The 26,444-nt window shown below is 38.2% G+C and carries 27 protein-coding genes; 15 read left to right on the forward strand and 12 right to left on the reverse strand.

Annotated elements, in window-relative coordinates:
- Positions 1-103 precede the first annotated feature (103 nt).
- The 3 genes from B7C41_RS13030 to argR all read left to right on the forward strand — a co-directional run bounded on the left by B7C41_RS13030 (position 104) and on the right by argR (position 3,949).
- Entirely contained in the window at positions 104-2,308 is a 2,205-nt protein-coding gene (locus tag B7C41_RS13030; RefSeq protein WP_085299335.1) for a dehydrogenase E1 component subunit alpha/beta, read from the forward strand.
- On the forward strand, positions 2,305-3,372 hold the full coding sequence (locus tag B7C41_RS13035; protein ID WP_085299336.1) for an ACP S-malonyltransferase: 1,068 nt from the start codon (positions 2,305-2,307) through the stop codon (positions 3,370-3,372). The genes B7C41_RS13030 and B7C41_RS13035 overlap by 4 nt, the downstream gene beginning before the upstream one ends.
- Positions 3,373-3,466: 94 nt before the next feature.
- Positions 3,467-3,949 (forward strand): transcriptional regulator ArgR, encoded by a 483-nt coding sequence (argR, locus tag B7C41_RS13040; RefSeq protein WP_085299337.1) that lies wholly within the window; start codon positions 3,467-3,469, stop codon positions 3,947-3,949.
- A 127-nt stretch (positions 3,950-4,076) separates the two neighbouring features.
- On the opposite strand, the gene tadA is transcribed toward argR, so the two are convergent.
- From tadA to B7C41_RS13055, 3 genes are read right to left on the reverse strand one after another with little or no spacing between them, the layout of a single operon-like run.
- Positions 4,077-4,625, reverse strand: coding sequence for a tRNA adenosine(34) deaminase TadA (gene tadA / locus B7C41_RS13045; protein ID WP_085299338.1), 549 nt, complete (start codon positions 4,623-4,625; stop codon positions 4,077-4,079).
- A 3-nt stretch (positions 4,626-4,628) separates the two neighbouring features.
- Positions 4,629-5,774, reverse strand: coding sequence for a radical SAM family heme chaperone HemW (gene hemW, locus B7C41_RS13050; RefSeq protein ID WP_085299339.1), 1,146 nt, complete (start codon positions 5,772-5,774; stop codon positions 4,629-4,631).
- A 1-nt stretch (position 5,775) separates the two neighbouring features.
- Positions 5,776-6,375: an XTP/dITP diphosphatase gene (locus B7C41_RS13055; protein WP_085299340.1), complete on the reverse strand. Its 600-nt coding sequence runs from the start codon at positions 6,373-6,375 to the stop codon at positions 5,776-5,778.
- Between the two features lie 97 nt (positions 6,376-6,472).
- Between B7C41_RS13055 and B7C41_RS13060 the strand changes: the two genes are divergently transcribed.
- On the forward strand, positions 6,473-7,369 hold the full coding sequence (locus tag B7C41_RS13060; RefSeq protein ID WP_085299341.1) for an EamA family transporter: 897 nt from the start codon (positions 6,473-6,475) through the stop codon (positions 7,367-7,369).
- A 185-nt stretch (positions 7,370-7,554) separates the two neighbouring features.
- Here B7C41_RS13060 and B7C41_RS13065 read toward each other — a convergent pair whose 3' ends face one another.
- From B7C41_RS13065 to B7C41_RS13080, 4 genes are all read right to left on the reverse strand, one after another.
- Positions 7,555-7,995, reverse strand: a complete 441-nt coding sequence (locus B7C41_RS13065) for a DUF4426 domain-containing protein (RefSeq protein ID WP_085299342.1) — start codon at positions 7,993-7,995, stop codon at positions 7,555-7,557.
- 72 nt (positions 7,996-8,067) lie between these two features.
- Positions 8,068-8,616 (reverse strand): YggT family protein, encoded by a 549-nt coding sequence (locus B7C41_RS13070; protein WP_085299343.1) that lies wholly within the window; start codon positions 8,614-8,616, stop codon positions 8,068-8,070.
- A 141-nt stretch (positions 8,617-8,757) separates the two neighbouring features.
- Complete coding sequence (proC, locus tag B7C41_RS13075) at positions 8,758-9,570, reverse strand: pyrroline-5-carboxylate reductase (RefSeq protein WP_085299344.1); 813 nt, start codon at positions 9,568-9,570, stop codon at positions 8,758-8,760.
- A gap of 133 nt (positions 9,571-9,703) precedes the next feature.
- Entirely contained in the window at positions 9,704-10,384 is a 681-nt protein-coding gene (locus tag B7C41_RS13080; protein ID WP_085299345.1) for a YggS family pyridoxal phosphate-dependent enzyme, read from the reverse strand.
- 70 nt (positions 10,385-10,454) lie between these two features.
- Between B7C41_RS13080 and B7C41_RS13085 the strand changes: the two genes are divergently transcribed.
- The 5 genes from B7C41_RS13085 (at position 10,455) to B7C41_RS13105 (ending at position 16,384) form a co-directional block, all read left to right on the forward strand.
- Entirely contained in the window at positions 10,455-11,498 is a 1,044-nt protein-coding gene (locus tag B7C41_RS13085; protein ID WP_085299346.1) for a type IV pilus twitching motility protein PilT, read from the forward strand.
- Positions 11,499-11,528: 30 nt separating this feature from the next.
- Positions 11,529-12,650: a PilT/PilU family type 4a pilus ATPase gene (locus tag B7C41_RS13090; protein WP_085299347.1), complete on the forward strand. Its 1,122-nt coding sequence runs from the start codon at positions 11,529-11,531 to the stop codon at positions 12,648-12,650.
- A gap of 155 nt (positions 12,651-12,805) precedes the next feature.
- Positions 12,806-13,351, forward strand: a complete 546-nt coding sequence (locus B7C41_RS13095) for a DsrE family protein (protein WP_085299348.1) — start codon at positions 12,806-12,808, stop codon at positions 13,349-13,351.
- A 689-nt stretch (positions 13,352-14,040) separates the two neighbouring features.
- Positions 14,041-15,603 carry a sodium/sugar symporter gene (locus B7C41_RS13100; protein WP_085299349.1) on the forward strand — a complete coding sequence of 521 codons (1,563 nt, stop codon included), beginning with the start codon at positions 14,041-14,043 and terminating at the stop codon, positions 15,601-15,603.
- A gap of 583 nt (positions 15,604-16,186) precedes the next feature.
- Positions 16,187-16,384 carry an NF038104 family lipoprotein gene (locus B7C41_RS13105; protein ID WP_085299350.1) on the forward strand — a complete coding sequence of 66 codons (198 nt, stop codon included), beginning with the start codon at positions 16,187-16,189 and terminating at the stop codon, positions 16,382-16,384.
- A 200-nt stretch (positions 16,385-16,584) separates the two neighbouring features.
- Here B7C41_RS13105 and B7C41_RS13110 read toward each other — a convergent pair whose 3' ends face one another.
- Positions 16,585-17,280, reverse strand: coding sequence for a substrate-binding periplasmic protein (locus B7C41_RS13110; protein WP_158089133.1), 696 nt, complete (start codon positions 17,278-17,280; stop codon positions 16,585-16,587).
- A gap of 480 nt (positions 17,281-17,760) precedes the next feature.
- On the opposite strand from B7C41_RS13110, the gene B7C41_RS13115 reads away from it, so the two are divergent.
- The gene (locus tag B7C41_RS13115) at positions 17,761-18,114 is read left to right on the forward strand and encodes a hypothetical protein (protein WP_085299352.1); all 354 of its coding nucleotides are present in this window, start codon (positions 17,761-17,763) and stop codon (positions 18,112-18,114) included.
- A gap of 109 nt (positions 18,115-18,223) precedes the next feature.
- Here B7C41_RS13115 and ubiT read toward each other — a convergent pair whose 3' ends face one another.
- A complete protein-coding gene (gene ubiT, locus B7C41_RS13120) occupies positions 18,224-18,778 on the reverse strand; it encodes a ubiquinone anaerobic biosynthesis accessory factor UbiT (RefSeq protein WP_235839704.1) in 555 nt (184 codons plus the stop codon).
- A gap of 261 nt (positions 18,779-19,039) precedes the next feature.
- Between ubiT and ubiU the strand changes: the two genes are divergently transcribed.
- The 4 genes from ubiU (at position 19,040) to B7C41_RS13140 (ending at position 22,988) form a co-directional block, all read left to right on the forward strand.
- Entirely contained in the window at positions 19,040-20,035 is a 996-nt protein-coding gene (gene ubiU, locus B7C41_RS13125; RefSeq protein WP_085299353.1) for a ubiquinone anaerobic biosynthesis protein UbiU, read from the forward strand.
- A 22-nt stretch (positions 20,036-20,057) separates the two neighbouring features.
- A complete protein-coding gene (locus tag B7C41_RS13130) occupies positions 20,058-20,939 on the forward strand; it encodes a U32 family peptidase (protein ID WP_085299354.1) in 882 nt (293 codons plus the stop codon).
- Positions 20,940-21,049: 110 nt separating this feature from the next.
- Positions 21,050-22,195, forward strand: coding sequence for a cupin domain-containing protein (locus B7C41_RS13135; RefSeq protein ID WP_085299355.1), 1,146 nt, complete (start codon positions 21,050-21,052; stop codon positions 22,193-22,195).
- Positions 22,196-22,298: 103 nt separating this feature from the next.
- The gene (locus B7C41_RS13140; protein ID WP_085299356.1) at positions 22,299-22,988 is read left to right on the forward strand and encodes a pseudouridine synthase; all 690 of its coding nucleotides are present in this window, start codon (positions 22,299-22,301) and stop codon (positions 22,986-22,988) included.
- A 60-nt stretch (positions 22,989-23,048) separates the two neighbouring features.
- Here the strand turns inward: B7C41_RS13140 and bla are convergent, their stop codons facing one another.
- Positions 23,049-23,831 (reverse strand): subclass B1 metallo-beta-lactamase, encoded by a 783-nt coding sequence (gene bla, locus B7C41_RS13145; protein WP_235839705.1) that lies wholly within the window; start codon positions 23,829-23,831, stop codon positions 23,049-23,051.
- 213 nt (positions 23,832-24,044) lie between these two features.
- Here bla and B7C41_RS13150 point away from each other — a divergent pair, with 213 nt between their 5' ends.
- Positions 24,045-24,335: a hypothetical protein gene (locus B7C41_RS13150; RefSeq protein ID WP_085299357.1), complete on the forward strand. Its 291-nt coding sequence runs from the start codon at positions 24,045-24,047 to the stop codon at positions 24,333-24,335.
- A 72-nt stretch (positions 24,336-24,407) separates the two neighbouring features.
- Here the strand turns inward: B7C41_RS13150 and B7C41_RS13155 are convergent, their stop codons facing one another.
- Together B7C41_RS13155 and B7C41_RS13160 are read right to left on the reverse strand one after the other, a co-directional pair.
- Entirely contained in the window at positions 24,408-24,698 is a 291-nt protein-coding gene (locus tag B7C41_RS13155; RefSeq protein WP_085299358.1) for a DUF1244 domain-containing protein, read from the reverse strand.
- Positions 24,699-24,739: 41 nt separating this feature from the next.
- Positions 24,740-26,332 carry a CsiV family protein gene (locus B7C41_RS13160; protein WP_085299359.1) on the reverse strand — a complete coding sequence of 531 codons (1,593 nt, stop codon included), beginning with the start codon at positions 26,330-26,332 and terminating at the stop codon, positions 24,740-24,742.
- Between the last annotated feature and the right edge of the window lie 112 nt (positions 26,333-26,444).

A 26,444-nucleotide genomic window follows, 5' to 3' on the forward strand; every position in this document is an offset into this window, starting at 1 on the left:
TAACCATAATTAAAGGCGTATGGGTATATACCATACGCCTTTTGTTTATCAGCTTAACGAAATTCAACAATATTCAAAAATCACAATTTCCACTGGAGATATGATGTCTGATCGTAATCAATTGGTGAAAGAAAATTTTATCAATTTTGTTCGTGCACAAACGCTACCGCAATCCTCGATTAATTTAACTCCAAGCGATGTCGGCTTATCTGCGACAGATGTTATCGACTTGTTTGAAACTCAGGCTATGAGTCGGCACTTAGATTTACAGTCACGGGTAATGCAAAAGAAAGGGCAAAGCTTTTATACGATAGGCAGCTCAGGGCATGAAGGTAATGCGGCTTATGCAAAAGCTTTTCGTCCAACAGATATGGCATTTTTACATTATCGTAGTGGTGCTTTTGTTATCCAACGTGGTAAGCAAGTGCCGGGGCAAACTTCGCTATATGATATGTTGTTATCCTTTGCGGCTTCGAAAGACGATCCTATTTCCGGTGGACGTCATAAAGTGTTGGGCAGTAAAGCGCTGTCTATTCCGCCACAAACCAGTACCATAGCTTCTCATTTACCGAAAGCGATGGGCGCAGCTTACAGTATTCCTCTCGCTAAGCGCTTAGCGCACCAAGGTGAAATACCTGATGACGGTGTGATTATTTGTAATTTTGGTGATGCATCTTCTAATCACTCAACAACCCAAGGCGCAATAAACAGTACCGCATGGGCAGCGTATCAATCGATTCCTATGCCAATAGTGTTTGTTTGTGAAGATAATGGCATTGGTATTTCAACCTCAACACCTGATGGCTGGATCGCGGCTAATTATCAAAATAGAGCCGGGCTAACTTATCTTTATTGTGATGGTTTAAATATTTTAGACACTTATCAAACCGCGAAAGAAGCAGAGCGGATTGCACGTGAAATGCGTAAGCCGGTATTTTTGCATGTTCGAACTGTACGTTTATTAGGACATGCAGGCTCAGATGCTGAGTTTGTGTATCGTGATATGGCTGATATTACCGCCACTGAATTTCAAGACCCACTATTACATACCGCGCGCATTATTTTAGAAAACAATATCTTAACGCCTGATGAACTAATCAATATTTATCAGCAAGTAGAACAACGTATTGCCGTAGTTGCTGAAAATGCCGCGAGTAAAGAAAAACTAACATCTGCTGACTCCGTTATGGCCAGCATTGTGCCGGATATTGCCAAAGCACGAAGCTCTGTTGCGGTTAGTGAAGATCAGCGTCGCGAAATTTTTAAGCACGAAAAACATAATTTAAAGAAAAAACAGCACTTAGCTAAATTGATTAACTGGGCATTAATGGACTTAATGGCTGAGTATCCAAACATTGTTATGTGTGGTGAAGATATTGGTAAAAAAGGTGGCGTTTATAATGTTACTGCTAAGCTTTGTGAGCGCTTTAGTAAGAATAGAGTGATTAATACCTTGTTAGATGAACAAACTATTTTGGGCACCGCGATTGGGCTTGCTCATAATGGTTTTTTACCTATTCCTGAAATTCAATTTCTAGCTTATGTGCATAATGCAGAAGATCAGATTCGAGGTGAAGCAGCAACATTACCGTTTTTCTCTAATGGCCAATTTACTAACCCTATGGTTATCCGCATTGCTGGTTTAGCCTACCAAAAAGGTTTTGGTGGTCACTTTCATAATGATAATTCTTTTGCTGTTTTTCGTGATATTCCTGGATTAATTATTGCCTGTCCGTCAAATGGTGCAGATGCCGTGGAAATGATGCGCAGTAGTGTGCGTTTGGCGCAAGAGCAACAGCGCATGGTGGTATTTTTAGAGCCGATCGCTTTATATATGACCAAAGATTTGCATCAAGAAGGCGATGGCTTGTGGACGCATGAATATCAGGCTCCAGCATTGTCAGATAACAGTATTGACTTAGGTGTTAAGGTCGCTGGCTCAGGCAAGCAGTTATGTATTTTAACTTACGGTAATGGCTATTATTTATCACGCCAAGCGCAGGAACAACTTGCAGCTCAAGGTATGGATGTTCGTGTGGTTGATTTACGTTGGTTAGCTCCGCTTGATGAAAAAGGTATTTTGGCGCAGGTTAATGATTGTGAAAGTGTACTTATTGTTGATGAATGTCGTCAAACCGGCTCAATTAGTGAAGCGCTAGTGACTTTGATTCATGAGCAAGCTGAAACGTTGCCTAAAATTAAGCGAGTTACCGCCAGTGATAGTTTTATTCCTTTAGGCGCGGCTGCTTATGAGGTGCTGCCATCGGTAGAAAATATAGTGACAGCGGCTACGGAGATTTGCCAATGAGTTCATCAGTAGAACAGTCAGTAAAAAAGAAGCAACGCGCAGTGGTTATTTGTCCTGGTCGCGGCACGTACAATAAAGAAGAGTTAGGTTACTTACAGCGCTTACACGGTGATAAAACAGAAATTATTTCTTTAATAGATGATTATCGTGATAGTCAGGGACAAATGAAGGTTTCTGAACTTGATGGTATGGATAACTATAGTATGCGAGTGCATACCGCTGGAGAAAATGCTTCAGCACTTATTTATGCTTGCGCACTGTCAGATTACAAAACGATTAATGAAGAAGAGTTTGATGTTGTTGCCGTTACAGGTAACTCCATGGGCTGGTATATCGCCTTAGCGGTTGCTGGCGCATTAGCCCAGCCACAAGCAATAGAATTAATTAATACCATGGGTTCAATGATGACTAACGGCTTGGTTGGCGGTCAGATGATTTATCCAATTATTAATGATGACTGGAAAATAGAAGCTGAAAAAGAGCAGCAAGTTATGCAATGGCTAGCCGAAGTAAATCAAGATAGTGCTTGTGATGTGCACGTTTCTATTAACTTAGGTGGCTACATTGTTTTTGGTGGTAATAAAGCAGGCTTAAAAGCGTTAGAAGCCGTATTACCTGTTGTGCAAGACAGATATCCGATGAATTTGTTTAACCATGCTGCTTTTCACACACCATTGCTAACTGATGTTTCTAAGCAAGCTATGCAGCAACTTTCAGCCGATATGTTTTCTGCTCCGAAAGTGCCACTTATTGATGGCTTAGGGCAAGTATGGCAACCCTATAGTTGTGATACCGAACAACTTTATAATTATACTCTTGATACGCAAGTGGTAGCGCCATATAACTTTTCGAAAGCGATTGAAGTAGCGATTAAAGAGTTTGCCCCCGATAAGTTAATTATTCTGGGGCCTGGGGCAACATTAGGCGGCGCTGTTGCGCAAAGTTTAATTGCTCATCAATGGTTAGACTTACAAACCAAGGCTGATTTTATTGCCCAACAGAAACAAGATCCGTTTATTCTTGCGATGGGATTAAGTGAACAGCGTAAGTTGGTTGTTGAATAAAAGAAGATAAAACACTGGGTATAAAATAAAAAATGGCTGAATATTTTTTTATTTTATACAATAGGCGTTAGATATTTCCGTTTTGAGCTAAATAATGACAACAAGCCGTAAAAAAAATGAAGCAGAATTAATTTTAGCATTTAAAGCTTTGTTAAAAGAGCAATGCTATGGTTCGCAAAGCCAGTTGGCTGATGCGCTTGCTGAGCAAGGCTTTAAGAATATGTCGCAAGCGAAAATATCACGTTTGTTATCTAAACTTGGCGCAGTAAAAATGCGTAATGCCAGTGAACAAGTGGTTTATATTCTACCTGACGAACTTGCTGTGCCTAAATCAAAGCAAGCCATTCAATCTGTCGTTATTAGTGTTAAACATAATAATATGCAGATTATTTTAAAAACAGGTATTGGTGGCGCACCGTTAATTTCAAGAATGTTAGATAGCTTAGGTGAGTCGACGGGAATTCTTGGTACGCTTGCTGGTGATGATACAATCTTTATAGCGCCCACTGATGTAAATCGTATTGATGAAATAACTAAAGAAATTAGCTTGTTGCTAGGAGTATCAACGCAAAATTAAGTAATTTGACAAAAAATAAAAAAGGGTAAGCATTAAATGCTTACCCTTTTTATATTTAGTATCTCGCCCTAAAATATTTTCTACGTACAGTAAAAATACAAATTTAATCAAATTGTTATAAGAAAAATTAGCAGTTTAAACTCTTGGCTAATTTCTTTTCAGCTTTCTTCTCCGCGCGGCGACGTTTGAAAAATGCTGAAAGCATAGCGCTACACTCTGTTGCTAGTAGCCCTGATTTTACTGTTATTTGATGGTTATGCTTTTCATGGTTAACTAAGGCGAAAGCGCTACCGGCAGCACCTGTTTTAAAGTCTTCACTGGCGAATATTAATTGCTTTATTCTGCTGTGCACTAGTACGCCTGCGCACATGCAACAAGGCTCAAGTGTTACGTATAAGGTGCAGTTTAATAGACGATAATTTTTGATGTTTTTACCGGCATCACGAACTGCCATCATCTCGGCGTGTGCTGACGGGTCGTTGTTCATTATTGATTGATTAAAACCTTCACCAATAATTTTGCCATCACAAACTATTACAGCACCAACCGGTATTTCATTGTGACTTTCGGCAATCATTGCTAATTCAATAGCGCGGCGCATGAACTTTTCATCTTCAGCTGAAAAGTCTGCCGCTAATGATAAACTTGTATTAAGTGGTGAGGTATTGTCAGCCATAAGTTATAAAAACATTTCTAATAAATCATTAAGGTATCTGTGGCCTAATTTGCTGACTGACCAAAGCTTGCCATCGAATTCCATCAGCTGCTTTTCTTGCGCATGCAATAATGTCGGTAAAACAGCTTGCTCACTCAGGCCTGTGTAGGCTTTAAATTCATCAAGCGAAAAACCAGCATGTAAGCGCAGTCGGTTCATCATGTACTCAAACGGCAATTCTTCGTCTGTCACCGTATGAATTTTGTCGAGCGCTTTTCTGCTGGTGTCTAGATAACCTTTCGGGTGTTTTACTTTCACTGTGCGATAGATTTGTTGATTATCGACATCAGTAATTTTGCCGTGTGCGCCACAACCAATGCCGAGGTAATCGCCAAATTGCCAATAGTTCAGGTTATGCTGACATTGGTATTCAGGCTTACTGTAGGCTGATATTTCATATTGTTGATATCCTGCTTCATTGAGCAGGGCTATGCCTTGGTCTTGAATATTCCACAGTATTTCATCTTGCGGTAATTTAGGTGGCCTAGAATGAAAGGCGGTATTTGGCTCAATGGTTAATTGGTACCATGAAATATGAGTGGGCTTTAAACTAATTGCAGTTTTTAAATCATCGAGTGCATGTTCAACGGTTTGCTCAGGTAAACCATGCATTAAATCTAAATTAAAACTTTTAACACCGCATTCACTAGCTAAGTTTGCTGCTGTTTTCGCTTGTTGACTGTCATGTATACGGCCAAGCTTTATCAACTTATCTGATTCAAAACTTTGCACACCCACCGATAAACGAGAAACACCGCCGTTAAAAAAGCCGATAAACTTTTCAGCTTCAACCGTGCCAGGGTTTGCTTCTAAGGTTATTTCAATATCAGCTTTATGTTCAAAACGTTGCAGCACTTGTGTTAATAACTGCTCAATTGCTGGCGCTGAAAATAAGCTTGGTGTACCGCCACCAATAAATATTGAATGCAAAGGGCGCTGCTGCAAATTGAAACGCGCTATATCTGTGTCTAAATCTAGTAATAACTGCGCTACATAATCTTGCTCAGGAATTGCATGTTTTAAGGCATGAGAATTAAAGTCGCAGTATGGACATTTTTCCACACACCAGGGTATGTGAATATATAGCGATAATGGTGGTGCAATTAACATATTAAATAATTTCTTTGGCAAGTAGTGGTACTAATTGCTGCAAGGCTTGACCACGATGACTCAGTTGATTTTTTAAATCTCGAGGTAATTGTGCTGAAGTCATTTTATGTTGCTCTTGCCAAAATACCGGATCATACCCAAAGCCTTGTTCGCCTTGTTTTTCACGACAAATGCTACCTTGCCAAACACCGTGACAAATTAGTGGTGTTGGATCGTTTTCATGACGCATATAAACCAATACACAATGAAAACGAGCACTACGCTTTTCGTCAGCTACATTTTCCAATGCAGTTAATAGTTTATTTGTGTTGTCATCATCACTAGCATTTTCACCTGCATATCGAGCAGAATAAACCCCAGGAGCACCATTTAAAGCATCAACTTCTAATCCAGAATCATCAGCAATGGCAGGCATACCTGTAATTTTAGCAGCATGACGGGCCTTGATAATGGCGTTTTCAACAAAGGTGGTGCCGGTTTCAGCAACGTCAGGCACATTGAATTCACTTTGTGGTTTGATTTCAATATTTTGCTCTGCTAACAGGCTGGCGAGCTCTTTAACTTTGCCCTTATTACCAGTTGCTAATACGATAGTCGACATCACTAAACCCTTTGAATAAATTAATCATAACAATGGCGCGCATAATACCTTAATCTAAAGCAAAGAGGGAGTAGCTTTGTGATAACTCAGAGGTAATATGTCGTTAAAAGATACATTGATTGCATTGGTGATTATTTTTATCTGGGGTTTCAACTTCATCATTATTGCGTGGGGTGTTGAGTCTATGCCGCCATTGTTAATGGGGGGATTAAGGTTTTTACTTGTCGGGCTTCTAGGAAGCTTATTCATTCGTAAGCCTGATATTCCATGGCGTTGGATGGCGCTATACGCTTTTACCTTATGTTTTGGGCAGTTCTCTTTGCTGTTTTCGGCGCTCGCTGTAGGTATGCCAGCAGGGTTAGCGTCACTAGTTTTACAATCTCAAGCAATATTCACCTTACTGTTTTCTGTCATAATTCTAAAAGAACAAATTAAAGCTAATCAAGTGTTGGCAATGCTGATTGCGGGCGCTGGTTTGTATATTATTGGTAGTTCAGGTCAAACAAGCAATATGACGTTAATTGGCTTTGTCTTTACTATTGCTGCCGCCATAGCATGGGGCTTAGGTAATGTAGTTAATCGAATGATTAACCAGCATGGTTACCGAGCAAATATTGGCTTAGTGGTGTGGTCATCTTGGGTTGCTATGCTGCCTTTTTTCCTCACCAGTTATATTGTTGAAGGAGAAGATGCCATTAAGCAAAGCTTATTGAATTTAAATTGGCTGAGCTTTGTAGTGCTATTTTATCTGGCGATTGCCGCATCAATTATTGGTTATAGCTTATGGAGTTATTTACTCACCCATTATCCAGCAGGGCAAGTTGCACCACTTACATTGGCGGTTCCCGTTGTTGGTATGGTATCTGCGGTAATCTTGCTTGATGAAAGTATGTCGGCGCAACAAATTTGGGGGATTTGCATCGTGATGCTAGGTTTATTAGTAAATACTTTTGGTCATAAGTTGTATCAGCTGATACGAGTTAAGCCTATTTAAAATATGAAGTTTACAGTCATACCCAAGAGAAAAATACATACGCTCTTGTGCGTCCATTCCCCCCGCGTTATACCGTACTTCCTGTACATAAAAAAGCGACAATTTAATTGCCGCTTTTTATATTTCAAAGTAATCATTACCTTTCGTAAATATAACGTTTTAAAAACTATTTAATTTATCACCAACTAATCAACATAAAACTTTTGCGAAAACTTTAAGTTATGCTGGTTGCCTTTATCACTGATATTGATATCGAAATAAATTGTTTCTTCATTGCTATAGCTAACTTGTGCTAAATAGTAAACTGCATCACCTTCTTTTACTTCGGTAAAATCGAGCGACTTTATTTGGCCGACATCGTTACGCGCTTTACCATTGATGAAAACTGTTTTAGCGGGATTACCTTTCTGGGTATTATCCAAAATTGAAATATTGATCAAACCTTTGTAACGACTGCGCTCAAGACCATAAGCTTTTGCAATTTCTGGCGTTAAAAATGTTGAGCTAAGTGCAATGTAATGAACATTAATATCGTCCATTTTTTTCATGTTCTCGGCACTAGTTGTGCTGATAAATGATATTGTTAAGAGAGCAAGTAACACTAATTTGTTTATGATGTTTTTCATGATGATGACCTTAAAGATTCAAGTCGTATAGCTTAGAGTATATACGACTAATTCAGTTAGGATAAATAACTATTATATCATTGCCCAATAAGGCACCCAGCCACGTAATAAAATATTGATGACATTGAGTAATAGAAAGGTCACGAGTACTGACAAGTCAAGGCCGCCAATGTTAGGAACAATGCGTCTCACTGGTGCTAAAACTGGAGCTGTTAATTGGTGAAAAATCATTTGTGTTGGATTGTAGCCTTGAACGACCCAACTCATTAATGCCATGACCAGCATAATGATAAATAATAATATACCCGTTTGTTTAATCAAATAAATTAGGCCTAAATAAAGTGCCATGACGATATCAACAGGGCCACCATTAATTAATGGAATGATGATAAAAGTTAATGTTGCAATTACGTAAGCCAAAATAACGGTCGATAAATCGATACCACCTAGGCCTGGAATTATACGACGTAGTGGGATCACTAAGGGGTTACTGACTTTAACAATAAACTGACTCAAAGGATTATAAAAATCAGCTTTTACTAGCTGTAACCACACCCGCAACACTAAAACCATTAAAAAAGCGTCAAAGACAAATTTAAGCAAATAATTAATTGCTTCCATTTAAAACTCCAAAATTATGAGAAGGGATTGTACTTACTAAATATGTTGGGCAGTAAGTAAGAGATATCAAGTTTTGAATTGGCCAGTAATACACTGATGCTTCAATTAACTGATATCTCAATTAAGGTGATGTTAATACGATTAGCTATTTTTCGCCATTTCTTTAGCACGATCCAGTGCCGCCGTCATTGCTTTTGTTACGAGTTGTTCCAAGCCGCCTTCGCTAAGGGAGCTTATTGCAGCCTGTGTTGTACCGCCTTTAGAAGTAACATTTTCGCGTAGTTTGCTAATAGGAAGTTGGTTTTCTATCACCATTTTTGCAGCACCTAAGGCGGTTTGTTGCACTAGCTCTCGGCTGTCTTGTTCGTTAAAACCATAAGTACGTGCTTGTTTTTCCATTGCTTCCATAAATAAGAAAAAGTAAGCAGGAGCCGAACCCGATACCGCGATAATGTGATCGATCTGTGCTTCGGTTTCAAGCCACTTAACAATACCAACAGATGCCATTAAAGTTTCAGTAAAGGCTTTCTCATCGTCAGTTGCTTTTGCATTAGCATAAATACCCGTAACACCTTCCCCAATTTGCGATGGTGTATTCGGCATTGTTCTAAAAACTGAACATGGTTGAGCCAATGCTTGCTCAATTTGCGTAAGCGTTGTGCCCGCAGCAACAGAAATAAATGACTTACCTGTTAGATCGATACTCTCATTTAATTGCTGGCATACTTCGCTAATTAAGTAGGGTTTAACACCCAATACGATAACATCAGCAAATTGCACTGCTTCAATGTTGCTTTGGGTTTGTTTAACTCCCAAGCTTGCCTGTAATGCTAAGCGCTTTTCAGCTGATGGATTAGACACTATGATATTTTTAGCTGCGTAACCACTTTGTACTAAACCTGAAATAATCGCGCCGTTCATATTACCTGCGCCAATAAATGCGACTTTTTTCATAATTTACCTATTAATAGTTTATTGCTTATTTTGGTTGCAATCTTAATTGTGATAGCGATAGTTTTAAAATTTGTTTAATTGTAACGAATGCGCTATTTCGTGAGTAGGCGACTTTCGTATTAGAGTTTATACTTTATTTATGGGCGCGAATGCCAAATATTGCTGAACCAATACGTACCATGGTTGAACCTGCGTTAATGGCAAATTGCATATCTGCTGACATGCCCATAGAAAGTGTATCAACACTTGGGTATTGCTTTTGTATACTGATAAATAAATTTTGCATACAGGTAAAACTTGCTTGTGAAGCGTTTTTTTCTGGAATTGCCATTAAACCGCGCAAAGACAAATTTTCACATTCAGCAATGGTATTAAGCAATGCCGGTAGTTCATTAACTGAAACGCCAGATTTACTTTCTTCGCCGCTAATATTCACTTGTAAACAGATGTTTAGCGGGGTATCTTGACCAAACCTATGCTCATTAAGGCGTATTGCGACTTTAGCTCTGTCGATGCTATGCACCCAAGAAAAGTTTTTGGCGATTAGTTTGGTTTTATTGGTTTGAATTGGACCAATAAAATGCCAACAAATGTCTGTTTTATCCTGTAAGGCGGTAATTTTTTCAATGGCTTCTTGTACATAACTTTCACCAAAATTACGCTGACCTGCTTCATAAGCTTGTTCAATCATGGACATAGGCTTGGTTTTACTAACAGCAAGTAAAGTGACTTCAGCAGTGTTGCGATGAGCTTGTTGACAGGCAGAAGAAATTTGCAGTTCAACTTCAGCAATATTATCTTTAATAGCAATCATATTGTTTATTTCAGTTCTCAATGATTTATTCAGTTGTTAGTTAAATTATTAATTCGACTTAGAGGTTTGTATGGATATTACCGAATTACTCGCATTTAGTGTGGAAAATAATGCATCCGATTTACATCTGTCATCAGGCACGCCACCGTCTATTCGCGTTGATGGTGATGTACGTAAACTAAATATACCAGCATTTGATGAGAAAGATGTTAACGCTTTGGTCTATGATATTATGAATGATCGCCAACGCAAAGAGTATGAAGAAAATTTAGAGGTCGATTTTTCTTTTGAAGTACCAAATTTAGCTCGTTTTAGGGTCAATGCTTTTAATCAAAATCGTGGCCCCGCTGCTGTATTTCGTACTATTCCGAGTAAGGTATTATCATTAGATGATCTGGATTGTCCTGAAATTTTTCGCGATATATCAGAGTTTCCACGTGGTTTAGTGTTAGTAACAGGCCCAACAGGCTCAGGTAAGTCAACAACATTAGCCGCCATGGTCGATTATATTAATAAAAACAAGCATGATCATATTCTAACGATTGAAGATCCTATTGAATTTGTCCACGAGAGCCAGTCATGTTTAATTAATCAACGTGAAGTTCACCGTGATACCTTAAGCTTTAGCGCGGCATTACGTTCTGCGCTACGTGAAGACCCTGATGTTATTCTGGTTGGTGAAATGCGTGACTTGGAAACCATTCGCTTAGCTATGACTGCTGCTGAAACGGGGCACTTAGTTTTTGGCACCTTGCATACTACCTCAGCGCCTAAAACCATTGACCGTATTATTGATGTATTTCCTGGGGAAGAAAAGTCTATGGTACGCTCTATGCTTTCAGAATCATTACGAGCGGTTATCTCGCAAACGTTAGTGAAAAAAGTAGGAGGAGGGCGTGTGGCTGCGCATGAAATCATGATGGGGGTCCCGGCAATTCGCAATCTGATCCGTGAAGATAAAACTGCCCAAATGTATTCCGCGATTCAAACCGGTATGACTCATGGCATGCAGACTATGGATCAATGTTTACAAAACCTAGTGAATCGAGGAATCATCACTAAACAAGATGCAATGAGTAAAGCGCAAGATAAAAATCAATTTATGGGTTACTAGTTACTTTGCCTGTATCGAAAGGGTAGTTAAATGAATTTTAATGACTTATTACAAAAAATGGTGCAAAAACAAGCATCAGATATGTTTGTTACGGCTAAGCTAGCGGTGAGTGCAAAAATCAATGGTGAAATGACGGCGATTGATAAACAAACTTTAACGCCAGCACAAGCACTAGCTTTAGTACATGACGCTATGTCAGATAAGCAAAAAATTGAATTTGAAACAAGCAAAGAGTGTAATTTTGCTATTTCAATTGATGGTATCGGCCGCTTTCGTATTTCGGCATTTTGGCAGCGGGATATGGCGGGTATGGTTGTTCGCCGTATTATTACCGAAATACCTGATGCAGATGACCTTGGTTTACCGCCAGTATTGAAAGATATAGTGATGTCAAAACGAGGTTTAGTATTATTTGTTGGTGGCACAGGTACAGGTAAATCAACCTCAATGGCGGCATTAATCGGTTATCGAAACCATAATTCTCGAGGTCATATTCTAACTATTGAAGATCCTGTCGAGTTCGTGCATGAGCACGGTAAGTGTATGGTCACTCAACGTGAAGTCGGCTTAGATACTGAGAGTTTTGATGCCGCACTAAAAAGCTCATTGCGCCAAGCGCCTGATGTTATTTTAATTGGTGAAATTCGTAGCCAAGAAACCATGGAACATGCTTTAAGTTTTGCGGAAACAGGGCATTTATGTATTGCTACCTTACATGCTAATAACGCTAACCAGGCAATTGACCGTATTATGCATTTAGTCCCTGCAGAGCAACACGGTAAATTACTGTTTGATTTAGCCTTAAACCTTAGAGGTATTGTTGCTCAGCAACTTGTACCCACCTGCGATGGTAATGGTCGAGTTGCTGCTATCGAAATATTACTTAATTCACCTTATGTGGCTGAGCTAATCAAAAAAGGTGATATTGGCAGTATTAAAGAAGTAATGAATAAGTCGACGGACCAAGGTATGCAAACATTCGATAAAGCGTTATTTAATTTACATCAAAAAGGTTTAATTAACTATGCAGACGCGTTGCACCATGCTGATTCACCTAATGATTTACGCTTGATGATTAAGCTGCGAAGTAATGATAACGGCGGTAGTGGGTCGTTATCAGGTGTGACCATCGATGGTTTAGAGCCAAATTAAGCTTAACCATACTTTAGCAATACATGAATAAACTTATATAAAGCATACTATTTTATGGCATGTTTTTTATTTTATCAGCGTTTACTACATTCTTAATTCAAAGTAAGTAAATGATAAAATATAAATAATACCAATTATAAAAAATGGAGAATTCGATGTTATCTATAGCACGATGGTTAATGATCGCTGTAGTTTTTACTACAGCTAATAATGTGCTGGCAGGAGCTAATAAATTTGCTGCAGGTCCAGAGATAAAAAATTATGGCCAGCATGCCAATGTTCAACAGGACTTAGTGTTTAATAATAAGACTAAATTTAAGATTGCCTTTGATATTGGTGAGCAAGGTAAAGCTGGTGCAATAAATCGTAAAATAGAAACTTTAGCGCGTTTTATTAATATGCACGTGGCTAATGGCATTGCCGCCGAAAATATTGAACTTGCACTTGTTGTGCATGGCAAGGCCGGCTTCGATTTGATGAAAACAGAACTATACCAAGAGAAATTTCAGCAAAATAACGCCAATACAGAATTACTGACGCAATTAATGAAAAACCGAGTAGAAATTTATTTATGTGGCCAATCCGCGGCTTATTACGATATCAATAATGAAATGTTGCAACCTGGAATAAAAATGGCACTTTCTGCTATGACAGCTCACGCGGTTTTACAAAGTGAAGGGTACAGTCTTAATCCATTTTAGCCTTTAATACTCCATTACTCTTTAGCATTATAAAAGGTAAGTGGAATATTGGTATTAGCCATTAGATTATATTTTAAGTAAACGTCACGATAAAACTATCACGTTAAAGTTAGTAGAGCATTAAAAATACTACTTTTGGACCGCCACTGTTTGAAAAAATATGCGTGCTAAATAGTGATACGCTAAAGCAAGCTTTGACTTAATAAATATGTCATTTTAAATAAATATGTCATTTTAAATGAAAATTCATTATATGACTGAAACTCCGGATGAGTAGTGTCTGCTTAATATTCTATTTTATTCCACTTCCTGCTTTAAATATTGATAAATGCCTCTTTAATATCATGCTATTAGTTTTTCTTGTAGGGTGAGGTGCGTTGCTGTCGGCGTATACAGCTAGCTTAATTTCATGGGTTTATGTAAGTTTTAGGTTTTAATGTGATGCCTTATTGGATGTTATCCTGCAGCATAATTTATTTAATAAAATAATATAAATAAGGTTACTGAAAAAGTAAGAATATTCGGCTTGCAATCGAATGCATTTTGTATAAATACGCTAAGCATGGTATCTATGAAACTAAGAGAGTGCTGAAAATATTGACTATTTAAGAGACTGAAAAATATATTGTTCTATTCAATAATAAGTAAGCATCATTTGTATAGGTAACTGTTTACCAAGAGGTTATAAAATGAAATTAGAAATGTTCGATATTGGCGTATTTATCGTCTATGTTCTCGGTCTGTTGGCTGTAGCACTATATATTTCGCGCAGCGATAAAAAAGACGGTGCAGATACCGAGGATTATTTCTTAGCAGGAAAGTCACTGCCTTGGTGGGCAATTGGTGCTTCTCTTATTGCTTCTAATATTTCAGCAGAGCAAATTATTGGTATGTCTGGTTCTGGTTTTGTTATGGGAATGGCGATTGCCTCTTATGAATGGATGGCAGCCATTACATTAATTTTAGTCGGTAAATATTTATTACCCGTTTTTCTAAAAAATGAAATATTCACCATGCCACAATACTTACACCAACGTTTTGACCACAGAGTTAAAACTACATTAGCGTTGTTTTGGTTGTTAGTTTACGTTTTTGTAAATTTAACTGCAGTGCTTTGGCTAGGCGGCTTAGCCATAGAAACGGTTGCTGGTGTTGATTGGTGGCATGGCATGTTGTTTTTAGCCGCGTTTTCCATTGCTTATTCACTTTATGGTGGCCTGAAGGCTGTTGCTTATACCGATATAATTCAAGTGATATTATTAATCTTTGGTGGTTTATTATTAAGTTATCTCGCACTTGATGCGGTTTCACAAGGGCAAGGTATGCTGGCTGGCTTTAGCAAGTTAACCACAGAGCTACCTGGGCACTTTGATATGATTTTGTCGCCTGAAAATTCACAATACACAAATTTACCGGGTATTTCAGTGCTGGTGGGCGGAATGTGGGTAATGAATATTTCCTACTGGGGTTTTAATCAATACATCATTCAGCGTGCACTTGCCGCTAAGAATCTGCAAGAAGCACAAAAAGGTATTGCGTTCGCCGCTTATTTGAAACTACTTATGCCAATTATTGTAGTGCTACCGGGTATTGCTGCCGTCGTTTTATATCCAACACTGCCAAATGCTGATCAAGCTTACCCGTCAATGATGGAATTAATGCCCGTCGGTATTAAAGGTTTAGTGTTTGCTGCCTTGGTTGCCGCAATTGTCTCTTCGTTAGCATCAATGACCAACAGTATTTCGACAATTTTTACTATGGATATTTATCGCCCAATTAAGCCTGATGCTAGCCAGCAGCACTATGTGCGTGTTGGACGCATTGCAACATTAGTTGCTTTGGTTATTGCTTTGTTTATGGCAGAGCCTTTATTAGGTAAGTTCGATCAAGCCTTCCAGTACATTCAAGAATTTACAGGGGTATTTACGCCCGGCATTGTAGTGATTTTCTTGGTAGGTATGTTTTGGAAAAAGGCAACGTCGATGGGGGCGCTTTCAGCTGCTATTGGCTCAGCAGCGTTTTCTTTTGGTTTACGAATGATGTGGCCAGAACTACCCTTTATGGATCGTATTGGCTTAGTGTTTCTAATGTGTTTGGCATTGATGGTGTTGGTATCATTAGCTGGCAAGTCTGAAAGTAGCGACACCAGTGTTAGCTTGACTGACGTTAGTTTTGTCACGGAAAGAAGTTTTAATATTGCCGCACTGGGTGTAGTTATTATTTTAACTATTTTATACACCATGTGGTGGTAGCTTCTTAAAAATAACTAAATTCAGCTAAAAAGTATTTGGCCGCTAAGTTAACGCTTAGCGGATTTTTTTGTTTTAAATTAACAGAGCAATTAAAAAATTAACAGAACACTGACTCTGCATTGAGCAAAATGGCTTTAAGTCATTGCGATAAATTCTTTGGTTGAAATACCTATTTAACCAGTAAAAACATCTTCAACAATTTATCAGGCACAATCTGGAGGAGGGCTACTGCCTACAAATCAGCGTTATGGGGCGAATTACTGTGAAAAGGCTGTTTTAGTGGCTATCAATATGAACAAACATCAATTCTGCTTTCTATTAGTTATAATAGGTTTAGGTACCGATATTGATTATTAGCTTTAATATAAAGTGAGTGTCATGCTAGATAGTCTATTCAATGAGCTATGGAGAGTCGTTAGCAAATTTTAATGTAGGTAGTAATAACCAATGGATTAGCTCTGATTTTAGCTCGGCTTTTTGATTGCATCACTATCATTATAAGGTGTTGAAACAACTGTTGATTCGCCATTAAATTAGCGTATTCTACTCAGTTATATATATTCATTTATTTGGCAGAACTCTATTGAAAAATATAGCGCAAGTTATTCTATTGTTATTCGTACTTTCGAGCTTATCAGGTTGTATTGCCGTTACTGCTGTATCTACGGTTGTAGGTGTCACTACAACCGTTGTTGGTGGAGCTATCGATGTTGTTGATGCAGTGACGCCAGATATTCTTGATGACGAAGATGATAATGATAATGAGAATGGAGATAATTAAATTACTTGGGGTGATAAATAAGTTGCTGGAAGGTGATTACACATACTTTATTCGATGATATTAACATACGATTTACTATCTTTTTTCTGTACTTTTAGTGCTCAATTTTGTGTTGACTAAATAGCAATGTTCATTGGTGATGGTCTATTAGCCTTATGTAAAGTAAAAATTTCAAAGGAGCTTTTGATTCAAAGTTAAGTTTAGTTAGTTAGCTGGATCAAACCTTCGTTAAGCAATTTTAAAGCATTTCTAGTATCTTTTGATTTGCTAAATGCAACATAAATATCGCTGCTGTGGTTAGTTTGACCTTTTTTTATATCGTTAGCATGAAGTCCCATACTTTCTAATTTATTTTTAACGATTTCATCAAACATGATCGCTACTTTTATTCTTTTTTTTCTGAGCAGTTGAATTAGTTGTTCTTGGTTAGCCACAGTGACTTCTCTAAAACGGTTTTTATTTCTTTCGTAGTTATTACCATACTCATACCCAATGATCACTCCAACAGAAGTGGTGTCGGGTATTTCATCTGTAGAGGTGAAGTTCATTGTAGAGTCGTTATGGTAGTAAAATGATGCAGTGGCTTGCAATATGGGAATCTCACCGAAATTGAACCTTTTAATTGTGCTCTTTTGTTTTGTCACGTTAAAAGCACCGTCAACTTGTCCATGTTCAGCCATCTTTAGCGCTCTTGAATACGGAACGGCAATAAATTTAACTTCGACATTCATAGCTTGGTACGCTGCTTGAATAATATTTTTAGATATTCCATTACCATTTTTGTCTGAATAAGGTGGCCAGCTATTTTCAGCTGCAAGTGTTATAGACTCAATAGCTGAACAATTTTGACATGATATGAAAACGAAAATATAAACTAATTTTCTAATGAAAAACATGAGCATATAACCTTCATAAAGTAATAGAGTTCTTATCTTACGACTATGGTTTTAGTGTGATTTCAGTACGATTTTTGGTCAACACCTTTCACTCATAAAATAAATTTTTGGTTGGAATTCAAGTATGGAAAATCCACTTGTACTCTGCTTTTTATCTGTACTATTGCAATTGAGATAAATATCTGATTATTCTAAATAGGTTTAATCACTCAGTATCTGTGTTGCTTTTAAATCTTAATAGCTAACTATTGTTGAATAACTGTTTCTGTATTGTTCAACCTTGGCTGTTCATGTCCAAATCGAGTATATCGTTATTGAATATTTTTCTCACTTACATAATTCTATTTATTTTAGCTGATAATTGTTAAAAATTTATCCTGTTAGCTTTGTACTAGATCAAGGCCTTAAGCGGTAATTTCTGTAAACTGCTATTCGCTTTAGCCGTTTGTAGCTAGACGTAAGACAACCCAGAGAGATTCTATGCTGTATTTATATTTAGGTTATATTTTGGCGCAAACATTTGCGGTAATTGAAAAACTAATGACTGCTACTATGTCACCATTAGCATTGTTTTTTTCAATTGTAGCGTTCGTAATATGGTCTGCATTCCCTATGCTTGGCTATTTATTAGCCAAGGTGTTTAAAGCAAAAGGTAATTTAAACAATAAAACGCTATTAGCTAGTGGCTTTGCTTTAGGTTTTGTCGAGAATATTTTATTTCATTTTGATATTCTGCCTTACGGTTGGGAAGGAGCAGGTACATTTATTGTTGCTACTTTAGCATTCTGCTTGGCGTTTGTTTGCCTAACGAAGCCAGTACAGTTGGTTCGTTAGTAATTACTTCGTTTATATCAATTAACATATTGGTTTAAAAGTGATTATTGAAGGGAAGTGTTAAACATTTCCCTTCATTCTAGTTCTTCATGTCTAAGTCGACTCGGCCTTAGACCAGTACGCCATGCTTAATTTCTTGTTGGGTTTGCTCAACCACGTCTGCCAGGATATTAATGATTTTATGTACACTACTAGGGAGTTGGTCAACATCAACGGCGTCAATCAAATTTTTTACTTCTAGGCCTAACTCGGTATCACCTTCAATGTGCAAACGACGTTGAAAAAATAAGGTGTCAGGGTCTTGTTTTCGCCCAGCAATAAGCAGTAAATCATCGCCAGAAGCACTAAAACTAACATCTTCTGTAATCGCTAGCTCTGGCGCTGCCATGATAAGTCGATCTTGATCAAAGCTAATCCACCAATGTAGATCAATATCGGTAATGGATATTTTCAACCATTTGTCAGTTAGAAATTCAAAGTCGCCGTCTTCAATTGCTTCTTTAAATACCGAGTGCAATGCAGGTATCAATATTTTATTTTGTGCGCTAAATGGCACTAAGCGTAAGCTCGGTTTAAGTATTTTAGGCAATAGCGATAAGGCGCTGCTTCGTATGCTAAACGGCAAGTTCTGTAAGCTAATTCGTTCAGTAATTTGATTAATCAAGGTAAATTCCACATGCTAAATAGTGACTAAAATAGGACTGCCAATACTTTAGGTTCACTCATTTAAATTATGAGCATTACATTATCATGTGAGCTCTAGCGTTATTATGAAGCAGATCAAAGTTGAACCTGTATCTTCATGTTACTTGAAAACAAGCTTTTATTTTTAACTCACTGGCTATGAATTAGTTATTTTATATCAAATAATCTCTGACTGAACCTAGGTACACTGCCAAGCAAAATAATTTCTGGTTCGGATGATATGGAACTTTTGTGTCCTGCAGGTAATCTACCTGCGCTAAAAACAGCGATTGATAACGGTGCTGATGCAGTTTATATCGGTATGAAAGATGATACTAATGCACGTCATTTTGCTGGCCTTAACTTTAATGATGGTAAGTTAGTAAAAGGTGCAGACTATGTGCATGAGCATGGCAAAAAATTACATGTAGCCATTAATACTTTTGCTCATCCTGATGGCGAAGAACGCTGGCGTAAAGCAGTTGATAACGCTGTGGCTATTGGTACTGATGCTTTGATTATTGCTGATTTAGGTGTGCTTGATTACGCGGCAACTAAATACCCTGATGTTGAACGCCATGTTTCAGTGCAAGCATCAACAACCAACTTAGAAGCGATTAAATTTTTCAAAAATAACTTTGATGTTGAACGTGTTGTATTGCCGCGCGTATTGTCAGTGCAACAAGTTCGCCAATTAGCAAAAACCAGCCCTGTAAAGTTAGAAGTATTTGCCTTTGGTAGCTTATGCATTATGTCAGAAGGGCGTTGTTACTTATCTTCTTATATGACAGGCGAGTCACCAAATACGGCGGGTGCTTGTTCCCCTGCAAAATATGTTCGTTGGCAAGAAACCGATAAAGGCTTAGAAAGCCGTTTAAATAATGTCTTGATTGACCGCTATCAAAGTGACGAAAATGCCGGCTATCCGACCTTATGTAAAGGCCGCTTTGAAGTTGATAACAATGTTTATCATGCCTTAGAAGAGCCGACGAGTTTAAATACCTTAGAGCTGATTCCTGAATTGGTAAAAATGGGCATTGCCTCGGTGAAAATTGAAGGGCGTCAGCGTAGTCCTGCTTATGTAGAACAAGTCGCGAAAACTTGGCGCATGGCGTTAGACCGTTTTGCCGAAAACCCAGATGCTTATGATGTTGAACAGGCTTGGATGAATACCTTATCAAACCTTTCTGAAGGCAGCCAAACCACGTTGGGCGCATATCACCGTAAATGGCAATAAATATTAATAGTTGGAAATGAATATGAAATTTTCTCTTGGTCCCAGTTTGTTTTTTTGGCCCAAAAATGATGTTGAAGCTTATTATCAACAAGCATTAAACAGTAAAGCCGATATTATTTATTTAGGTGAAACCGTTTGTTCTAAGCGCCGTGAGCTACGAGCGAAAGACTGGATTAACCTCGCCAAAGAACTCAACAGTAATAGCGATAAACAGATCGTATTATCAACTATGGCATTGCTGGAGTCGCCGGCAGAAATTCAAACTATGCGCCGATTATGCGGTAATGGTGAATTGCTTATTGAAGCAAATGATTTAAGCGCCGTTCAAATGATGTATGAGCTGAACTTGCCTTTTGTCGCAGGCCCGGCAATTAACTGCTACAACATTGCAACCTTAAAAGTATTACTTCGACAAGGTATGAGCCGCTGGGTAATGCCAGTAGAAGTTTCTGGTGATTGGCTGAAAACTTTACTGCAGCAAGCAGAAGAAGAAAACATTCGTGACCAATTTGAGTGTGAAGTATTTTCGTGGGGCTATATGCCGCTTGCTTATTCAGCGCGTTGTTTTACTGCTCGTTCAGAAGATAGGCCAAAAGACGATTGTAAATATTGCTGCATTAAATACCCTGAAGGGCGAAAAATGAATAGCCGAGAAGGTGAGCGCGTGTTCATTTTAAATGGCATTCAAACCATGTCAGGCTACCAATACAACTTAGTGAATGAAGTACCTGAAATGGTAAATATGGGAGTTGATATTGCCCGTATTAGTGCTGATAACGAAAAAGCTTTTACCATGCTTGACCGCTTTGGTAATCAGCTAGTGACCCCTGAAAAATATCCGCTTGACGGAGTGGAAGAATGTAATGGCTACTGGCATAAAATTGCTGGCATGTCTGTGGCATAAACTAGAACAAGTTAATTGTTGTTTAGGTAAATGCTAACCAACATTATTTGGAAAAGCTGCCAATAAACTGATGTTAATTGGTATGAATGAGAACATAAAAGGTTATTAATATGGTCCAGTTAAATGCTGATGAATTCAACCAAGAACATTTTTTACGTGAATATTGGCAGAAAAAACCTGTGGTTATCCGCCAAGGGTTTAAACATTTTCAAGACCCAATTAGCGCTGATGAAATTGCCGGATTAGCCTGTGAAGAAGAAGTTGAGTCGCGCTTAGTGTATAAAAAAGGTCAAGAATGGCAGGCTGAATTTGGCCCATTTGAATCTTACGAGCACTTAGGTGATAAAAACTGGTCGCTGGTTGTACAAGCTCTCGATAACTGGTCGGAAGAAGCGGCACAAATGATAGAACCATTTCGTTTTCTTCCGCATTGGCGCTTAGATGACTTAATGGTCAGTTTTGCAACCCCTGGTGGTGGCGTAGGGCCACATATTGATTGGTACGACGTATTTATCTGCCAAGGCTCTGGCAAGCGACATTGGCGTGTTGGTGATGAAGGCCAACATCGTGAGTTTGCAGCACATGCAGCGCTTTTACATGTTGAACCATTTGAAGCCATAATTGACGTTGAGTTGGAGCCAGGTGATATTTTATATATTCCACCAGGCTTTCCGCACGAAGGGGTAACCTTAGAAACAAGTTTAAGTTTTTCAGTTGGCTTTCGCACGAATTCGGCGGTGAGTTTACTCAGTGGTTTTGCCGATCATTTGATTGACAATGAACAAGGTGGTCAGTTAATTACCGACCCTGAACGCCAAGCAACACAGCATAGCGGCGCAATTGATGCGAACGATTTTGAGAAAATAAAGCAGCAACTCACCTCGTTAACAGATAATGATGAAATTTTACGTCACTTCATTGGCGGATTTTATACTCAAGCTAAGCACGAATTAGACTTACAACCTGATCTTGATTTAATTGCTGATGACGATATTAAAGTTGCCATTGCAGAGCATAATTTAATGCGCTTAGGTGGTGTGAGAGCGTTTTATTTTCCTGAAACTGTCACTGAAGGTATTTGCTACATTGATGGCAAAACCGTTGAATTCCCCAAAGCTATTTCGCCTATTGTGCAGCTAATGTGTGATCAAGTTGTTATTACGCAAGAGCAACTTGCTCCGTGGACTAACAACAGCGATTTTATTGACTTTATTACTGCGCAACTTGGTGCAGGCTACTGGTACTGTGCTAGCTGAGTCAGCAACCGCAACTAGTTTAGCTATAGTCTTGCTAAAATAATTTAAATGGCGATAATAGCGTCGCCTTTATTCTATTACTTTGTTAGCGACATCATTTCCTATGCGATTAGATAAATTTATTTGTAAAAGTACTGAGCTTACCCGCACCGAAGCAAAAAAATTGCTTAAAATGGGTACGGTACTAGTTAATGATGTTGTTATTAAAGACCCGTCAACACAAGTACATGAAAATAATAGCATTACTATTGATGGTGAAGAGTTAACAGCCCGTAGTTCTCGTTATATTATTTTGCATAAACCTGTCGATACCATTTGCTCAAATGTGGATGAAACTTATCCGTCTTTATTACACTTAATTGATGTTGATAGAGCATTCGATATGCACATCGCTGGGCGCTTAGATGCTGATACAACCGGATTGGTTTTAATTACCGATGATGGTCGTTGGTCGCACAATATTATTTCGCCAAAAAAACAGTGTGAAAAAGTCTATCGCGTATGGCTACGTAATCCATTAAAAGATGATACTGCAGAAAGGTTTACTGCTGGCGTGCAATTGCAGGGGGAAGACGGCTTAACTCGTCCTGCCAAATTAGAAAAAATTGATGAACAAGAAGTGTTGTTGACGATAACCGAAGGTAAATATCACCAAGTGAAACGTATGTTCGCCTCCGTAGGCAATAAAGTTATGGGTTTGCATCGTGAGCAGATTGGGCCAATAAAGTTAGCAGATTTACCCTTAGGTGAGTGGCGCTATTTATCACAAAATGAAGTGGATGCATTTTTATAAGTAACGCTTATTTTTTATCTACTCATTAACCGATACAATAATAAATCATTTTTCACGGTTCTAATCGGCACTTACTTTAAGTGCTAGAGCTTTTGAGTGCGTCAACAATTTACCATCGCCAATTTTTCCATGTCCAGGCACAACTTGTTTAACTGTTGGGTATTTATCAATTAAATTCTGCATTGAAGCTGGCCATTGTGCAATATTAGCATCACCAGTGTAACCGAGTGTTTTACTGCTCAGACTCTTGACAAAGCAGCCACCAAATAATAGTTCATGCTCGGGCAACCATACGACTATGTTATCGTGAGAATGACCTGCACCCGGATAGAATACTTCAATAACACCATTAGCAAATGAAGGTTTGCTTACCGAGCTGTTATTCATTATTAAGTCATGTTTAGTCGCTTGTTTATTATTTTTCGTTAATAATTCATTAGTTAATTTGCTAGCGTAGGTGTCGATGGATAATTTATTTAGATAAGGAACACCACCAGCGCGATCTTCATGAGAGTGCGTTGAAATACTACTCTTAAGAGTCAAGCCTTGTTCTTTTATCCAAATGACTAATTTTTCAGTATCTGCTTCTGTCCAAGGAGTATCGATAATATAGGCACTTTTACCTTCAGTGACAATCAAACCATTAGCGGGCACCATGCCATAACCTTTTATCTTCTGGTATGAAATATGTTGAAAAACATTACTAGTTATTTGGTTAATGATCAGTTGATATTTTTTATTTGCCGTTGGAATAGGCTTAACTGTCGTTTGATGGGCATTGGCTAAATTTGTTGCCAGTATTATAGCGGTTAGAAATATTGTTGTTGTGTAGTTAAAGCGCAAAATACTCTCCTAATTTATAGCCGTGTTTACCATACATGTTTGATGCTTTTTTGTCGATTATTCAATGAGGTGAAGTTCATTTATTGATGAAGGTATTGGTAAGCATGAAGTGTTCGAGTTGCTTTGAAATTATAGTCTAAAAAATAGTTAAACTTTTCTTTTGTATTGCCGATTAAATGAACAACTAAAACAGTATTTGACGGAGAAATATTCATGGACGTTATAGCCGAATTACTGCCACCAAGTTATACCGCTAAAGCGGAGCCTTCAGTGAAAGATCGTGAGAGACAAAGCCAAAGAGAAAAAATGCTGCGCAAAGAGCTTGCCATTGTTTTCGAACCTGAACAGAAAACAATGGAAACAACGGTAAAGGTTTTACCGGAAACAGATCGTCGTGTAGGTGAGGATCGTCGACAACAGAAAATAAGTCGAGGTCGATGGTTAGAATCTCGCGATAGAAATGATCGTAGAACAACAGAGTCAGCGATATCCGTTAAAATTTAACGGGCAAGTTAAACCATATAAAAGCAAGGTTAATCTACGATAATAAACTGAGTTTCTTCGCCGTATTTAAAGTTACTTCTTAGAGTTGTACTCATTAAATTTGGCCATTTGCTCATCAGTCGCTGGTAACTGATGTTTTTCTTTCCACTCACTGTATGGCATACCATAAACCTGTTCACGAGCCGTATCAATATCGACGTCTACGCCTAATTCTTTTGCTTCAGCAACAGTCCACTTTGAAAAACAATTGCGACAAAAACCGGCAAGGTTCATTAATTCGATGTTTTGTACGTCTTTACGGTTGTCTAAATGTGCTAATAAACGGCGAAATACTGCCGCTTGAATTTCAATTTCTTTATCCATAATGTCCTCTGAATATTGTTTCTATTTCTGATTAAGATATTTTACTTATCTTCTTCAGGCTTAGGTTTTTTGTAAGGTCTAATTTGTACGATCATGCCCATGTAAGGGTGATCAAAATAATGCACTTCACCACTAATAACGCGCCGGTTTTGCTTAAAGCGAATAGCTTTCGCTTGTACTTGCGTATTTGGTGTTGCTATGGCGGAGTTGTCAATAGGGCCATTATCTGCTGATGTGCTGTTAGCTAATTGTGCTGTAGCAAGCTCAGCTAAGTTTTTGTCTAAAATTGTGAAGTCAGCAGTGATAAACAAGTAGTGCTTCAAATGAACATTAAATAAACCATCAATGAACCAATCTTGCACTGGTGGTATTGGTGCAATGTTATCTTCATTTGTTAAAACAGTATCACTATTGATTTTTAATGATAAGTCGTCATGTTCAATTGAGTTTAATAGCAACTCAGTGTCATCTGATACGGATGATACTTGTTCTACAATATTGGCAATGCGCTTTTTTTTCGCTTGTGCCAGTAGCAATTCTTGATTGGTTTCAACAGCAATGCCGTTAACTAGCGGTGATTGTTCAACTTGGTCACTGCCTAACTGAAGTAAGTCTAGTTGACGCTTTTCTAATTGGTATTGCGTTAACTGTTTTTGATAATCAGCGGCAAAATTATCACCAGCGTATACTTTCACCGGAATAGATTGCTTTTTAGGTCGAGCGACTTGGCGCCAGCCCATATGCAAAATAGGACGGAAATTTTTGGTGTACCTTAAATCTTGTATAACATCGCCAAGCTTTAACGATTCTTTACTTAGCAGATGCGTGATATCACTGTTGATGTCTTCAATAGCATTGATTTTCAATGGCATTTTATCAACAGTAAAACCGTTGTAATCAAAACTTGGATCATTAGCTTTAATTTCTGCGAAATAGGCTTCATCAATTCGGCACATTATTTTTCGCGAAAGTTTATCTGAACTTTGTGAAGCTGATTTAGGAGTGTATTGAAACTTTATATCACTGAACTCGGCTTCAGCAGCAAGCACTAAAGCTTGTATCTCGGCGCGCTTTTCATCAGAAAGCTCAGCGGTTAATTCATTTTCGAATGAACTTACGTTTTCACTATTATTTTGCGATGCGACAGTGTCAGTTTCTATTGGCCGAGTTGTTGCTTCTGTACTTGTGGTAAGAGTTGCCGTGCCGTCACCGAAACTATTCGTGCTGTTATTAAGCTCATTTAATGTTACCGATGATTCAGTTGCTAAAGACTCTGATAGCGATGACAGTTGCGATATTTCAGTTAATGATTTCCCAGTGAATAAAGCTGGCAATTTAGCGTTTTGAGTTGCCAAGTCGGGCTTGTATTGTGGTGATTCACAGCTTGGTATTAGCTGTTTTAAACTGGCAATGTCAGGATTTAAATATCTCGCGAGTAAGTCTTCTGTTCGACGATATTTCGGCAGTTCACTACCATCAGGAAAGTTTTCTTTTAACAGGCTTTTATCGCCTAATTGACTAAATAAAATGACTTCTATTTCGAACCATCGGTCATTACTTTTTTGAGGCGCAGCACTAACCGTATTAGGTAATGCGATTGCGATGGCACATAGTAAAAGCTGCTTAAATTTCATTCAGTTTCCAGTTGTTAGTAGCCGTTGTCGGCAATGACAATGTCGATGTTACCACCGGATAATAGCAAAACTAGATCAATACTTAAATTATCAATCATTTAGCTTTGCTTAT

Origin of the sequence: Cognaticolwellia mytili, from assembly GCF_002104475.1 — a bacterium.
GTDB classification, from domain to species: domain Bacteria; phylum Pseudomonadota; class Gammaproteobacteria; order Enterobacterales; family Alteromonadaceae; genus Cognaticolwellia; species Cognaticolwellia mytili.